15 protein-coding genes are annotated in these 14,810 nt (G+C 50.8%); 3 read left to right on the top strand and 12 right to left on the bottom strand.

Features of this window, described 5'->3' with window-relative positions; all coding sequences use genetic code 11:
* The first annotated feature begins 58 nt into the window (after window positions 1-58).
* Window positions 59-1,180: a [50S ribosomal protein L16]-arginine 3-hydroxylase gene (gene roxA, locus FEK47_RS05965; protein ID WP_135486250.1), complete on the top strand. Its 1,122-nt coding sequence runs from the start codon at window positions 59-61 to the stop codon at window positions 1,178-1,180.
* Window positions 1,181-1,228: 48 nt separating this feature from the next.
* On the opposite strand, the gene pepT is transcribed toward roxA, so the two are convergent.
* Window positions 1,229-2,455, bottom strand: coding sequence for a peptidase T (pepT, locus tag FEK47_RS05960; RefSeq protein WP_130205583.1), 1,227 nt, complete (start codon window positions 2,453-2,455; stop codon window positions 1,229-1,231).
* 249 nt (window positions 2,456-2,704) lie between these two features.
* On the opposite strand from pepT, the gene potA reads away from it, so the two are divergent.
* Together potA and potB are read left to right on the top strand one after the other, a co-directional pair.
* Window positions 2,705-3,841, top strand: a complete 1,137-nt coding sequence (gene potA, locus FEK47_RS05955; RefSeq protein WP_130205581.1) for a spermidine/putrescine ABC transporter ATP-binding protein PotA — start codon at window positions 2,705-2,707, stop codon at window positions 3,839-3,841.
* Complete coding sequence (potB, locus tag FEK47_RS05950) at window positions 3,825-4,688, top strand: spermidine/putrescine ABC transporter permease PotB (RefSeq protein WP_135486251.1); 864 nt, start codon at window positions 3,825-3,827, stop codon at window positions 4,686-4,688. Before potA ends, potB begins: the two co-directional genes overlap by 17 nt.
* A 196-nt stretch (window positions 4,689-4,884) precedes the next feature.
* Here potB and FEK47_RS05945 read toward each other — a convergent pair whose 3' ends face one another.
* The 11 genes from FEK47_RS05945 to FEK47_RS05895 all read right to left on the bottom strand — a co-directional run bounded on the left by FEK47_RS05945 (window position 4,885) and on the right by FEK47_RS05895 (window position 14,804).
* Window positions 4,885-5,487 (bottom strand): tail fiber assembly protein, encoded by a 603-nt coding sequence (locus tag FEK47_RS05945; protein ID WP_135486252.1) that lies wholly within the window; start codon window positions 5,485-5,487, stop codon window positions 4,885-4,887.
* Window positions 5,484-6,881, bottom strand: coding sequence for a prophage tail fiber N-terminal domain-containing protein (locus FEK47_RS05940; RefSeq protein ID WP_135486253.1), 1,398 nt, complete (start codon window positions 6,879-6,881; stop codon window positions 5,484-5,486). The genes FEK47_RS05945 and FEK47_RS05940 overlap by 4 nt, the downstream gene beginning before the upstream one ends.
* A 24-nt stretch (window positions 6,882-6,905) precedes the next feature.
* Window positions 6,906-8,006, bottom strand: coding sequence for a contractile injection system protein, VgrG/Pvc8 family (locus FEK47_RS05935; protein ID WP_135486254.1), 1,101 nt, complete (start codon window positions 8,004-8,006; stop codon window positions 6,906-6,908).
* Window positions 7,997-8,215 carry a tail protein X gene (locus tag FEK47_RS05930; protein WP_129541824.1) on the bottom strand — a complete coding sequence of 73 codons (219 nt, stop codon included), beginning with the start codon at window positions 8,213-8,215 and terminating at the stop codon, window positions 7,997-7,999. Before FEK47_RS05930 ends, FEK47_RS05935 begins: the two co-directional genes overlap by 10 nt.
* A complete protein-coding gene (locus tag FEK47_RS05925) occupies window positions 8,190-8,678 on the bottom strand; it encodes a phage tail protein (RefSeq protein ID WP_000228001.1) in 489 nt (162 codons plus the stop codon). The genes FEK47_RS05930 and FEK47_RS05925 overlap by 26 nt, the downstream gene beginning before the upstream one ends.
* 2 nt (window positions 8,679-8,680) lie before the next feature.
* On the bottom strand, window positions 8,681-10,342 hold the full coding sequence (locus FEK47_RS05920) for a hypothetical protein (RefSeq protein WP_135486255.1): 1,662 nt from the start codon (window positions 10,340-10,342) through the stop codon (window positions 8,681-8,683).
* A gap of 117 nt (window positions 10,343-10,459) precedes the next feature.
* On the bottom strand, window positions 10,460-10,762 hold the full coding sequence (locus tag FEK47_RS05915; protein ID WP_129541822.1) for a phage tail assembly protein: 303 nt from the start codon (window positions 10,760-10,762) through the stop codon (window positions 10,460-10,462).
* A 59-nt stretch (window positions 10,763-10,821) separates the two neighbouring features.
* Complete coding sequence (locus FEK47_RS05910) at window positions 10,822-11,340, bottom strand: phage major tail tube protein (RefSeq protein ID WP_000627737.1); 519 nt, start codon at window positions 11,338-11,340, stop codon at window positions 10,822-10,824.
* Window positions 11,337-12,812, bottom strand: a complete 1,476-nt coding sequence (locus FEK47_RS05905; RefSeq protein WP_135486256.1) for a phage tail sheath C-terminal domain-containing protein — start codon at window positions 12,810-12,812, stop codon at window positions 11,337-11,339. Before FEK47_RS05905 ends, FEK47_RS05910 begins: the two co-directional genes overlap by 4 nt.
* Before the next feature lie 55 nt (window positions 12,813-12,867).
* Window positions 12,868-13,413, bottom strand: a complete 546-nt coding sequence (locus tag FEK47_RS05900) for a tail fiber assembly protein (protein ID WP_135486257.1) — start codon at window positions 13,411-13,413, stop codon at window positions 12,868-12,870.
* Between the two features lie 2 nt (window positions 13,414-13,415).
* Complete coding sequence (locus tag FEK47_RS05895; RefSeq protein ID WP_138183138.1) at window positions 13,416-14,804, bottom strand: phage tail protein; 1,389 nt, start codon at window positions 14,802-14,804, stop codon at window positions 13,416-13,418.
* Between the last annotated feature and the right edge of the window lie 6 nt (window positions 14,805-14,810).

The raw sequence follows: 14,810 nt of genomic DNA, 5'->3' as shown, positions 1-14,810 counted from the left end.
GCATTACAGTACGCATCCGTTATAATCGGTTGCAGATACCCGCCTATGGACGCTTAACATGGAATACCAACTCACCCTTAATTGGCCCGATTTTCTTGAACGCCACTGGCAGAAACGTCCCGTGGTGTTAAAACGCGGCTTTGATAATTTTATTGATCCTATTTCTCCCGACGAGCTGGCGGGCCTGGCGATGGAAAGTGAAGTCGACAGTCGGCTGGTCAGTCATCAGGATGGCAAATGGCAGGTCAGTCACGGGCCATTCGAAAGCTACGACCATCTGGGCGAAACCAACTGGTCATTGCTGGTCCAGGCGGTTGATCACTGGCATGAACCGGCCGCCGCGCTGATGCGTCCGTTCCGTGAATTACCGGACTGGCGCATTGACGACCTGATGATCTCGTTTTCTGTGCCTGGAGGCGGCGTCGGTCCGCATCTCGATCAGTACGATGTGTTTATTATTCAGGGTACAGGTCGCCGTCGCTGGCGGGTAGGTGAAAAACTGCACATGAGGCAGCACTGCCCTCACCCGGATCTGTTACAGGTTGATCCGTTTGAAGCGATTATTGATGAAGAGCTGGAGCCAGGCGATATTCTTTATATTCCGCCGGGGTTCCCGCACGAAGGCTACGCACTGGAAAATGCGATGAACTATTCCGTTGGTTTTCGTGCGCCGAATACGCGGGAACTGATCAGCGGATTTGCCGATTACGTGCTGCAACGTGAGCTGGGCGGTAATTACTACAGCGATCCGGATGTCCCGCCTCGCGATCATCCGGCAGACGTTCTGCCGCAGGAGATGGATAAACTGCGTGAGATGATGCTTGAGTTGATCAACCAGCCAGAACACTTTAAGCAGTGGTTTGGCGAGTTTATTTCGCAGTCACGTCATGAACTGGATATCGCTCCGCCAGAGCCACCGTATCAACCGGATGAAATCTATGACGCGCTGAAACAAGGTGATGTACTGGTGCGTCTGGGTGGTCTGCGCGTCTTGCGCATTGGCGACGATGTTTATGCCAATGGTGAGAAAATTGATTCCCCGCACCGTCCGGCGCTGGATGCACTCGCCAGCAATATTGCACTGACCGCCGAGAATTTTGGCGACGCACTGGAAGATCCGTCATTCCTCGCGATGCTCGCGGCGCTGGTCAATAGCGGGTATTGGTTCTTCGAAGGGTAAATTTGAATTGAAGCCGGATGCGGCATCATATGCCGCATCCAATTTCGCTTACTTTCGTTTCGCCGTTAACTCGGCAATACGCACAATCACTTGCACCGCTTTTTCCATTCCTTCCAGAGTGACAAACTCATGTTTGCCATGATAGTTATAACCGCCGGTAAACAGATTCGGGCACGGTAATCCCATAAACGACAACTGCGCACCGTCAGTACCACCACGGATCGGTTTCAGGTCTGGTTCAATATCGCAATCGCGCATCGCCTGCTGGGCAATATCAAGAATATGCGGATGCTCAACGACTTTCTCGCGCATGTTGTAGTAACTGTCTTCAATCACCAGTTCAATGTAGCAATCCGGGTGTAACCCTTTGCCCACTTTCTTGGCAATTTCCATCATTTTACGTTTACGCGCTTCAAACTGTTTACGGTCGAAATCACGGATGATGTAGTGCATATCGGCGCGCTCAACAGTGCCTTTCATGCTTGTCAGGTGATAGAAACCTTCATAACCTTCCGTAGCTTCCGGGCTTTCATCTGCCGGTACTTCCGCATGAATGCGTGCCGCCAGCGACAGCGCATTCACCATCACACCTTTTGCCGTACCCGGGTGAACATTGTTGCCGACGATTTTGATATTCACCGAAGCAGCGTTGAAGTTTTCAAACTCCAGTTCACCTACGCCACCACCATCTACGGTGTAAGCCCAGCGGGCATCAAAGGCTTCAACATCAAAATGTTTCGCCCCTTTACCCACTTCTTCATCAGGCGTAAAGGCAACACGAATATCGCCATGCGGAATATTTTTCTGCTGCAATACCGCCAGCGCGGTCATGATTTCTGCAATACCTGCTTTGTCGTCAGCACCCAACAATGTTTTACCGTCAGTGGTGATCAGCGTCTGTCCCAGCAGTTGATGCAGTACCGGGAACATGACCGGTGACAGGACTTCGTCGCCGACGCCCAACGCAATGTCGCCGCCACGATAGTTTTCAACAATCTGCGGGTTCACATTTTTACCGCTGCAATCCGGTGAGGTATCCACATGAGAAATAAAGCCAATCGCCGGAATATCGCCAGGAACGTTAGCCGGTAGCGTCGCCATCAACGTTCCTTTCTCACTTAAGGTCACATTGATAAGACCCATTTCTTCCAGCTGATCTTTCAGCAGATGCAATAATTTCCACTGGCCTTCCGTGCTGGGAACTTGTCTCACCCCCGCTTTTGATTGGGTATCGAGAGACACGTAGTTCAAAAAACGCTCAAGTAGTTTATCCATGTAGTCACCCTCACTTTTCGTGACAACATTATTAAGAAGCAGGAAAAGACAAATATTGCGTCAGGTCACTTTTACCCCTGCAATCGGGAATATTTATCAACATTACCTTAATGAATATAAAGCTAAGCCAGTAATTCACAACAAGGATTGGCGATCCAAGTAGTTTGCCGTAGAATTACGGCCCTCTTTAAGAGTCACCAAGGTGGTTAACCACAAACCCCGCTTCGGTAAGCCATCCGTTGCGTTTACATGGGACAGAGTAAAAAATTGAATAAACAACCGAGTTCGCTTTCACCGCTGGTGCAATTGGCGGGAATTCGCAAATGCTTTGATGGTAAAGAGGTCATTCCCCAGCTGGATCTGACTATCAACAATGGCGAGTTCCTCACGCTGCTTGGCCCTTCTGGCTGCGGTAAAACAACCGTTCTTCGCCTGATTGCGGGTCTGGAAACTGTTGATTCTGGACGCATCATGCTGGATAACGAGGACATCACCCACGTTCCGGCGGAAAACCGCTATGTGAACACCGTTTTCCAAAGCTACGCGCTATTCCCCCACATGACCGTATTCGAAAATGTGGCCTTTGGTTTGCGTATGCAAAAAACCCCCGCTGCTGAAATTACGCCTCGCGTGATGGAAGCTTTGCGGATGGTGCAACTGGAAAGCTTCGCTCAACGCAAACCGCATCAACTCTCAGGCGGTCAACAGCAACGCGTCGCCATTGCCCGCGCGGTGGTTAACAAGCCTCGCCTGCTGCTGCTTGATGAGTCGCTCTCGGCGCTGGATTACAAACTTCGCAAGCAAATGCAGAACGAGCTGAAAGCGTTACAGCGTAAGCTTGGTATTACCTTCGTCTTTGTCACTCACGATCAGGAAGAAGCGCTCACCATGTCAGACAGGATTGTGGTGATGCGCGAGGGTCGTATTGAGCAAGATGGTACACCGCGCGAAATTTACGAAGAGCCGAAGAATTTATTTGTTGCCGGATTCATTGGCGAGATCAATATGTTCAACGCCACGGTGATCGAGCGACTCGACGAGCAGCGCGTACGGGCTAACGTTGAAGGTCGCGAGTGTAATATCTACGTTAACTTCGCCGTAGAACCGGGGCAAAAACTGCATGTTCTGCTGCGCCCGGAAGACTTACGTGTTGAAGAGATTAACGACGACAACCATGCTGAAGGGCTGATTGGTTACGTTCGCGAGCGTAACTACAAAGGCATGACGCTGGAGTCGGTTGTTGAACTGGAAAATGGCAAGATGGTGATGGTCAGCGAATTCTTCAATGAAGACGATCCTGACTTTGACCACTCTCTCGACCAAAAAATGGCCATTAATTGGGTAGAAAGCTGGGAGGTCGTACTGGCTGATGAAGAACACAAGTAAGTTCCAGAATGTAGTGATTGTCACTATTGTCGGTTGGCTTGTGTTATTTGTCTTTCTGCCCAACCTGATGATCATTGGCACCAGCTTTTTGACCCGCGACGACACCAGTTTCGTCAAAATCGTCTTTACGCTGGAAAACTACGCACGTCTGCTCGATCCGCTCTATTTTGAAGTGCTATTGCACTCGCTGAATATGGCGCTGATCGCTACCCTTGCCTGCCTGGTTCTGGGCTATCCGTTTGCCTGGTTTCTGGCGAAGCTGCCGCACAAGGTGCGTCCGCTGCTGCTGTTTCTGCTGATTGTTCCCTTCTGGACCAACTCACTGATTCGCATCTACGGGCTGAAAATTTTCCTCAGTACCAAAGGCTATCTCAACGAGTTTTTGCTCTGGCTGGGCGTTATCGACACACCAATTCGTATCATGTTCACGCCCAGTGCCGTGATTATCGGTCTGGTTTACATTCTGCTGCCGTTTATGGTGATGCCGCTGTACTCCAGTATCGAAAAACTGGATAAGCCGTTGCTTGAGGCGGCGCGCGATCTCGGTGCCAGCAAGTTACAGACTTTTATCCGCATCATTATTCCACTGACGATGCCGGGAATTATTGCCGGATGTCTGCTGGTGATGCTGCCAGCGATGGGGCTGTTCTATGTGTCCGACCTGATGGGCGGAGCGAAAAACCTGCTGATTGGTAACGTCATCAAGGTCCAGTTCCTTAATATTCGTGACTGGCCGTTTGGTGCAGCTACCAGCATTACGCTGACTATCGTAATGGGCCTGATGTTGCTGGTTTACTGGCGCGCTTCTCGTTTGCTGAATAAGAAGGTGAGCGAAATAGACAATTAATCCTCTAAATTCAATGGAATAAGTGCATTTTTAAGCTGCTTTATTGTTTAAAGCAACAGCACTATGTATTTCATCAAAATCAGTCAGTTGCGTTCTGGTTTTGGAGAATGCTTTTTAAGGCTTTTTGCTAAAGTTTGTTACGCCTAGCCTCAATCAATAACACCCTCCCCGACTATTGGAATGGTCGGGGAGGACTTCAAGCACCTGTTGCGGCTAATTTACAAGCGGGTTTGTCGGGAAATTTCACAGGTAATTCAGATGTGTCCGTCGCTTCAACTTTTTGGGCATACAACATCCACTCCCTGAGTGATTTTTTATCAGCTTCGCTGATAATCCCAAGTGACAGCCACGTTTGCCACAGCTGTGTTTTTTCCATTATCTCCTGAAGTAATTTTTGCTTCTCCCGTTCAGCGTCACGAATTTTCGCCGCCCTTTCGGCCTCGTCGTCTTTTATCCATTTCGCACCATCCCATTGATGGAATTCCCCCTCTGGCGGTAAAGTGGTGACATCATCCGGCAAAGCCCCCGGACGGGAAATGCACAATGTCTTCCCGGTGGCTGTGTCATATACCGTTTTCCCACGGTGGTCTTCAACAACTTCCCACTGTTGCTGCGCATCGTTGAAAACGGCAACCAGGCCGGGGCCAGCCTCTGGCGGTTCGATAAGCGTGCAGTTCGCCGGTAATCCCGTATACGGTGGAATATAAACATCTCCTGCGCCTATATACTCTTTTGTATCAGCCCGTAAGTTATAAATTTTCAGTGTCCGCGATTCCGGACTCATTTTGAAATTTGTCATGCCAGTCTCACAATGAAGTTAAACGCGATATTTTTAACTGTATTTTCTGCATTACCCGTCTCATCAACTGTGACATCATGACCATGCTCGCCCAGTGCCACGGTATGAATATGCGGGCCGATATAAACCACATGCACATGCTCGCCTCCGCTGCTGGTTGTTATATCCGCTATATATCCTGGCGTGTCCCACTTTGTTCCTCCGTTCCTCGTTGTAGAACCTGTCCAGACTCCGTTGGTAATGTGATTATGCAATCCTCCATGCTCTGTACTTTTAGAGCCATAATCAAAGGAACTTGTCTCCCTGGCTCCCAAATCCGTCGGTAATACCTTTGCCGTATGCCCGTGCCGCTTAACACCATCCTCTTCATGAGACAGTACTGCGCGCCCGTCTGGTTTGCCTTTTATTGTCCACCCCCGCATATCAGGTATTACACCTGACGGAAATACAGCTGCCAGTTGTGGATACGCAGATTTATCGAATGGCTGCCCCTGCATTATTGCAAACCCCTCCGGGGGAATATCCGCTGGCCATGCAAAAGCTATCCCTGCCGGATAAGTACCGACAGATTTCAGTTCATCGACCGCTTTTCTGGCACTGTCACTGTACTCTTTTGCATCCTCTGAACTTTTCCTGGATTCGTCGGCAAAGCGACCGGCTTCGTTTCTTAACTGCGTTGTCAGCTGTGCATTCCGCTCCACAGACTGCGCTGCATCCGTTACTGTCAGGGTATTCTGATGCACCTGGCTGGCATTCTGCGCAACTTCTGATGCCAGACGCTCAACATGCTGTACGTTCTGATAAACATCGCCTGCATTCTGTCGAATATCTGTCGCCAGGATTTCCACCTGCTTTTCAGTTTGTGCAGCATCCGAAGCGTGCTGTCCGGCACTTTGCGCGCATCCCGCAGCGATTTCGGCATTCTTCCGTGATTGTTCTTTAAATTCCTCCGCCTTATTTGTATTGTCCAGAGCTGCTGATGCTGCATTTTTTGCAGCATCAGCAGCTGCTTCTGCTTTCTCCTTGTCAATACTCACCTGTTCAGAGAGACGGTTGACTGCATCTGCAATTTCCTCAAAACGCTTCACCACATCCGGCTTCAGGTCGTCTTCATCAAGGGCGGTCAGAAAGTCGTTCAGCGTGCCGGGCTTTGAGTCGTAATAAACTGAAATGTCACCGACACAATATTCTCTTTCAATGCACGACCGAAGATATACATCATATTTTCCGGTCTGAGCCTCAAAGGCATATTCTCCTGCCGCCCCTGTCACCACTGCAGCCACCGTTCTCATGACCACTGCAGATGTATTCTGCCGGGCTTTCAGAATAATATGGTATCCGGACATGGGGAGTCCCGCGCCATCAGTCAGCACACCTGAAATTAATACAGCCATTTTTATTACCTGATACAGAAAACACTAACCAAAATAATTCACGCCCTTTTTATCCGCTTTCTTCTTCCCTGAGGCCTTCCCTTTCGCGGAAATATCGGTAGCCAGCGACAGATTCAGCGCAAACCCCTGCCCTGGTGCCAGTGAAAACTCCACTGACTCTGCCTGCCAGTTATGATCTTCCCGTACTCCAAACCCCTGCGTGATAAAACGCATCTCTGCTCCCGCTTTCAGCAGTGCCGGTCTGCACGGTAGCGTTATCGTCATCTGGCGTCCGGCTTTCTGCACGCGTTTAACTTTCGAGTCTGCACAGTGTTTTGCGGTGCCCTGGTCAGGCTGGGTAAACGGATGCCGCTTGTCTGTAGACTCCACATCCACTTTAACTTCTCGTGTGCGTCCGTCACGGGTATCAAAATATCGGACACCCACTTTCCCATTCTTTTTGTCTCCCTTCCCACTACCCGCAGCACCCTGTCGTTCGCCCTCCCGGTAATCCCAGTCTGACACCATATCCGGTGTGATGGTCATCACAGGGGTATCTCTTCCGCCTGTACTCTGCGATGCGCCATACTCCAGAAATAACCAGTAACCGTTCGTCGGTTTACTGGTGGCACCATACACGCCTGCAAGCCGGGACAGGAGGGCTGCGTCTGATTCTGATGACTGCATCACCCAGGAGATACGAATATCAGCAAGCGATGGTGAAACCCGCGCCACCAGATTATTTTCAGTGGCGATGTTTTTTACCAGGTCGCCCAGCGTGATATCGCTGAAGGCGCGGGTTTTCAGTGCGGTCACATCCGCGCCATGTCTGGACGCATTCATGGGGGCTGCGGTGGCATAAATGGTGATCCGGCGGGGAGGGCCACCGCTTGCCACCTGACAGACGGTAAAGCTGCCTTTATTTACCAGATTTCCATTAAATCCCAGCCCCAGCGTTAATACCGCACCTTTCGGAGGCAGCACCATCGTCTCGCTGAACAGCGTTACCATCAGTTCATCGGATCGCTTTGTGGCCGCACCATTATCGGTATAACGCAGTTCTGCCAGCCCCCGCTTTATGGCCTTTGTGATATCATTACCTTCCGCTGTCAGACTGAAATCAGGCTGATATTCATTCAGTCCCATAACTGAAACGCCTCCTCCTCTTCCGGCTCATATGTCCAGTCCGGCAACACGATTTCCACCCCTGCGGGATACACCGGACCAAAGTCAGCAATCCCCGGATTAGCCTCCAGTACCGCTGCCAGTGACTGGTTAAGTCCGGCACTGCCATAGTGTCTCTGACAGATATCATCCAGCATATCGCCGTCAGTGGTCCGCCAGTTTTTCGCCATAGTATTTCAGCTCCAGTGTGAACGTTTTGTTCTTCGGCGCACCGCCGGGAAGAAAGGACGTGGTGTTATCTGAATAGGCAGTTGCCACAAAATACCCCATCACATCACCTGTGCTCGAAACCAGAAGATGCGGAGCCGGATTGTCATCCACCATCTGAACCAGTGTATCAAGAGCATCCATTCCCACACCGTCACGAAATCCCGCATGCACCATACCTTCAAGGGTTATTGTTCTGGCCCCCTTACCGGTATACTGCAGCAGGTCGTTTTTTCCGATAAGTTGCTGTTCATCCCATCGCCATTCCATAGTGCGCTTCATGGCGTTATAGGCTGCCGTATCAATACTGAATTCAAACTCACCAAACGACAGCATGACGCGGGAGGCGACATCCGTTAATGAGCCCACCGCGTCCCATGCTTCACGCTCAAGCCGGTTTACGCCCCAGCCCAGCAAATCCACCATGTTCACCCCCAGAATGCATCACCATCGGTCATGCGAGAACGCTGACCAAAATTAATATCTCCCAGATTTTTCGTTACCCTGTCTGCCAGTTGTCCGGCATCCTCGCCGGGCTTCTGAGTGATGTTAAATTCCGCCCGTATCTGATACGTGGGTTTTACTTCCACCTGGCTGATACTGCCGGGGGTATCCTGAAGAGCCGAGAGAGGATCCGGGTTTTTCTGCTCCTGCCCGACAGCAGGCAGCGCACCATATTTCACCAGACCATTGCGGATTGCCTCTTCCCACCCCTTAAAGTCGGGAGTATCTTCTGGCCCCAGCAAAGGGTCGAGAAATGCATCAAACTTTTTATCGTCATGATTCCATGGGAGATAACCGCGAGTGTCTTTATAGGCCTGTACAACCTGTTTCGTCAGGTCCGGATTTTGCCTGAGAAGTTCATCAAACCATTCACCCTGACCGTTTTTCTGCGCCACCGCTCTCGCCAGCTCCGGCGACCCCATTTTTGCCAGATATTCCAGCACTTCTCGTCGGTCCTCTCGCGGATCATCCGCCAGCCCCCACTCAATGGCTTTTTGTGTAATTCCGCCCAATACTTTTCCGAATTTCCACATCCATGCAGCCATCCTGATCAACGTCGGCAAAGCGACGTCATTTATAAATTCCTGAATTTTTTCAAGTCCACCATTCTTAAACCAGTCCGCAAGGTCATCCGTCACCTGTTGAATATGTGGTGACAGCTCCTTACCCAGTTTCCCACTGATGTCATCAATGGAAGAGCTCAGAACATTACGGAGATTTGACAGCGCCACATGCCCCTGAACTGCGCCATCAGCCCCTTCCTTTGTCACCAGGTTATAGCGTTTCTGCTCACTGATAAGTTCCTGGAAGGTCTTTCCTGACAGACGCATCCAGGTCAGAATTTTATTGGCCTCACCACCAAACAGCGCATCTGCCATACCCGCCGCCTGCTGCTCATTCTCCACCTGCAGTAAGCGTTCAAACAAAAATTCGACTTGCTCCTGGTTGCTTTTTCCGGCCATTACGCCCGCCTTCAGCCCCAGTTTACCGAATACCTCCTGAATGGCTCCTTTGTCCGTGGCACCATTATCATCGTCAAAAACCTTGTTCCGGTATTCCTCAAACAGATCACCGATGTTTTCGCCGTTTAACCCCATCTGCCGGCCCAGTGAATCCCACGCCGCATAGGTTTCATAATCCACCCCGTAACTCCGGGCTATCCCTGACCGCTCTGCCGTTTCCGCATTCCGGTTCAGTACCGCGCCGGCACCGGCTGCCAGCGTCAGTCCGGAACCAACCGAAAGCCCCAGCCCGGTTTTAAGAACCGTCCCGGCCCGTCCTTTCCAGCGTTCCAGACGTTCTGCCCGCGCCAGCTTACGGTTAAATTTATCCTGTTCCCCGGTGGCATCATGAATTTTTCTGCCCAGCTTTTCATACTGCTTTCGCAGTTCGGTAATATCCTGTCCTGCCAGTACACCAGCCTGAATTTTTCGTTTCAGTACGTCCTGCTGGCGTGTCAGGCGAGCCACTTCCTGTGTTGCCCCTGATAATCCGTGCTTCAGTCCATCAACCGATTTTTTCCACGACGGATCTATCGAACCTCCGATCCGGATATTCGCTTTAAGGTTATCGCCCACCGTTGCCATAACATCGCTTCCTCTCTTCCGACTCCGCCAGCATCATTGCCACAAAATCCGTATACGGCAGCGCCATCACATCTCCCGGAGACCACCCGAACCAGGCACCGGCGCGCCGTATCGCCGTCAGGATGCTTTCTTCTTCCGCCGGACCGGCGGCAGCAAAAAAACATTGAACTGCCGCTCCAGGGTCAGGTAATCACACGCTTCCATGTTCATCATGTCCGCCGCGTCCATCCCGCACAGACCGGCAATCATATCCAGATCAGCCTCTGCTTCCGGTTTGGTACTCCGGCGATGCAACAGACGATCGCGGACGGTAGGCGCACGCATGGTGACATGCGTGATCGTCTGTCCTGATGCGGTGACATACGGCACGGATAACACAATTTCCACACTGCTGGCGGGAACACTGTTTTTTTCCGACATAATCGTCTCCTTTTAAAAAAAAAAGCGGCCTGAGCCGCCTGAATGACAGGATGCCGGGATTAAACCCGGATAATTTTTTTCAGATCCGACAGAACATTAACGCCGTTAATACGACGCACAAATTCCTCCGGAATAATGCAGATGGTTTCCAGACCGTCGACAGCCTGACGGTAATAACTCAGTGACATTTCCACCGTCACCGAAGCCTCAGCCTGTGATGTTGCCGGGCGCGCATCCGGGGTGATACTGGTGATCATCCCCTGCAGGGTTTCCACCTGTCCGCTGGTCGCATTCCCCACCCGGTAAGCCTGACGAACAACGATCTCCGGTGAATAAAGTCCGGCCTGCAACCCCAGCAGAGTCAGCATGGCAACATCGTAGCCATAAATTTTAAATGAGCAGGTCAGTGCTTCCATGCCATCATCCACTGCTACCGGTGCATCCATTGCGCCGGTTTTGATATCCACTGTCGTGATATTAATGGCAGGCGGCGTGTATTCATGTGCCCCCTGAAGACGGATCCCGCCAGGAAGAAATAACGCCCACGCGCGCAACAGTTTTTTTTCACCCGTAATCATACTGTCAGCTCCTCCAGCGCCAGTTTATTGTTAATCATCGCCCGCAGTGTCAGGCGCTCCAGTGGTGACTTCGGCCCAAAGTCATAATCAATATACAACTGCCCTGCCGCCAGGGTTTCTGCTGTATTCAGTTCATCATTCAGCCAGGCACTGCCTCCGTGGATCGCGCCCAGATTTTTAAGCTGGCGCATATAGGCATTAATACTGCCAAGAATGTCTTCTGCCACATCCCGATCAAGCGGCCGATCGACATAAGGCAGCATGGCCTCCTGAATGCTGTCTTCAATCACATCTGCTGTACGGCGTACCGGCTCAAAACGCCACTGACTGTGGGATGAGCACAGACGGTTCCCCCAGTGTTTAAAACCGTCGTGGCGAATAATGGTGGAGATATTTTCCATGTTCAGCAGGTTTGCTGTGCAGTTCTGCTCTCCGAGAATAAATGTGTCAACCTGCTCCAGTCCGGTGATATTCATCACGTCCTGGTTTGACTTGGACCACCACCATCCTTTTTCGTAATCAATACGGGCACGTAGCCCTGCAGCTCGTGCTGAATACGGACGAAATACCGTCTGCCCGCTGTCATCCATCACTGACACGCGCGGACGCAGCAGCTCCACACGCCCGCCAAAGGACGCACGTCGCTGAACCACATCCTGCGGCGTTGCCATTGAGGGGGAGTCTATATAGGCCACGGCCCGTAACTTCGCTGCGTACGTTTCCAGCGCCTTTGCCACGCCATCATCCTCACTGTAACCAGTAGCGATAAGAATGCGCGGCTGGTAGCCCGTTTTTCCTTTGCTTTCCATCAGGGCTTCCATTGCCCGAATGACTGCCGCGCGCTGTTCTGCTTCCTTTGCCTTCGTTTTGCTTTCCGCACGCACCACAATCACCAGCGCACCTGTCTGGTCAAAAATATCACGCAGGGCCGGATATAATGTCCCGGCTGCGCCCAGTTTCCCGGCCTGAGTTAACGCCCCCGCCACCACCACCGGTGTATTAACCGGAAACGCCTCATCCTCTCCGCCGGATAAGGTCAGACTGAACGGCGACACCACATTATTTTCTGCACCCTCTGCATTCAGTGGACTGACCGCCACTGTCACTGGCGAATCACCCAGTGCATTCACCACCTCAATCACACGAGCCACCGTGGTGTTAACCTGGCTGCGTTCATCCGTACCCAGCGTTATCATCAGGGTCGAACCTTCCAGCGAAGCCGCTGTCTGCGCGCTTTGCTCTGTGGCAGCGACAGCAACAACCGAAATATTATTGCCAGCCCTACCTTCCTGTTTCGCCGTAAAATCCAGCGCCGTTCCCAGCAGCCACGAACCAGCTGTACCGGAAGCACACACACCACCGGAGGCGTCCGGCGCGGTCCCCACCAGGCCAATTACAGCCGTGGAGATGGTCTGCACGGCAACCGTGCCTGTCGTCAGTTCAATGGTTTCAACACCATGTAGTCCGGACATACATTTCTCCCATAAAAAAACCGCCCTTAAGGCGGTCAGATAATTCATTTCTTTTTCAGATATTTTGTGGTGGCTCAGGCCAGACGATATTGTTGCAAGTGGCCTTATCCGAAATATTGCTGAAATCCATCATCTGCAATTTCTTTGCGTAAATACGGTACGCCTTCAGCTTTTCTTTATCTTCGTCGCTGATTAACCCAAGTTGCAGGTCTTTTTCCCACTCGCTGGTCACGATACTGACCTGCTTTAACAGAGCATCGCGTTCGTCTTCTGCTTTTAATTTGTAGTCGAAAACAAATTCATCATTGCGGTAAAACCAGTAGCCTGACGCTGCAATACGACGATTCGCGGTAATGTCCGGCAGTTCAATTACGCTTTTATTTTCCGGGCAAACCGATGTGATATTTTTCCCGACCCAGACGACTTCTCCCGTTTTGACATAAATCACTTTGAGTGTGTCTGGCTGAAATTTTTCCTGAGCTTCGTGCCATTCCTGACCATCCTCTGAGAACAGCCACAATAAAAATTTATGCTGTCGTGCCAGTTGGTATTGCTCAATCGTTTTAGGGTTCTGAACAGAAATATTTTTTAAATGCATCATAATTACAAACTCGCTACATTCCGCCAGACGCCATTAATCAGAACCTGCACCGGGCGGGCATTCGCCCAGTCCACGCTTTCGCCACCATCAACACCGCTCAGCAAATGGCCTGATGGTGCATTCCCTCCACGCCCAATCCCAACCGCACTCCCCAGTCGCACATCCTGTACGATCCCTGTTTTCATCTGGTAACGGGCATCAAAGTTTCCATAATTTGATGGCACTACCTGTCCGTTTACAGCGAACGTGATGCTGTTATCTGTATTCCTCTGGCTGTAAAAATGCCAGCCTGAATCATCACCAAGTTCAACAACTACGGGTCTGGATGAATGCCCCCATAAATTAAACGTTGCATTTTTCGCAGATTCGTTAGTGCTGGATAGCGTAAATTTCCTGGCATTTCCGGCCTGAATATTTTTTAACGCTATTGCCACCCCATTCTGAAAACGAAATACATGCTGTCCATTCGCATAAACATCCAGAATGCCGTCGCCGTTTTGTTTTATACCTGTATCGTTATCTCCGAGAGCAATTGAGTTACCGCCCAGTGCGTTCTGAACGCCGATACCCAATGCACCATTCACCTGAGAACCACCGCCAACAGACAATTTGTGCGACATGGATATCTCACCCGTCCGCAAATTTATGGTGAACGGACGCAGGGAGCCAATATCGCCATTTTCACCCTGACCTTCACTGGTAGGGATAAGGTGCAGGCACTCTTCCGAACGACGAAAAATCAGGCCAAAAGCTTCGTTGAAAATCCTCAGCGCATTCACACCATGGATTTTCAGTTCCCCGCTCATGGTGTCACCATCACGCTGAACGGCATTTTTTGCCTTGTCTACCGTGGGTTTTAATCCGAGGTTATCAATTGCTTCGTCATTGTCTTCCACATCTGAAAGATTGTTTTTTCGCTGCAGATAACGCCTGTCACCTGTTTCCTGGGTAATAATGGCCCTTTCAGGATCAATCTCCAGCGTCACATTCTGGGTGTGGGTAAGCGCCAGAACCATTGTCAGTATAACTTCTTTGATAACAGAATCAGTCTGCGCCGGTAAATACGTGTCGGGATAACGACCATAAGCAATCAGCGTACCGCTGCTGCTAACCATTCCCAGCTCACGCAAGGTTCTTCCGGGATATTTTTTACAGTCAATGACAATGTCACCACTGATAAATCCCTGCTCAACCTTACCTTCAGAAAACACTTCCTGACCAAATTGCCCCAACAATGCCGACATTGAAGCCATCTCATCCGGTGTTGATGGTAACGTTTTACCGCCGCCATCCCCCGTCAGTACATGAGTGATCGTAACCACCTGACCAGTCTGATAAGCCGATTCAATTTCGGCTGCTCCTTGTATTGTTAACGTCAGTCCTGATGGCATACATTC

Source organism: Escherichia sp. E3659 (assembly GCF_005781135.1).
Taxonomy (GTDB): Bacteria; Pseudomonadota; Gammaproteobacteria; order Enterobacterales; family Enterobacteriaceae; genus Escherichia.
This window is presented reverse-complemented; position numbering and strand designations above follow the sequence as displayed.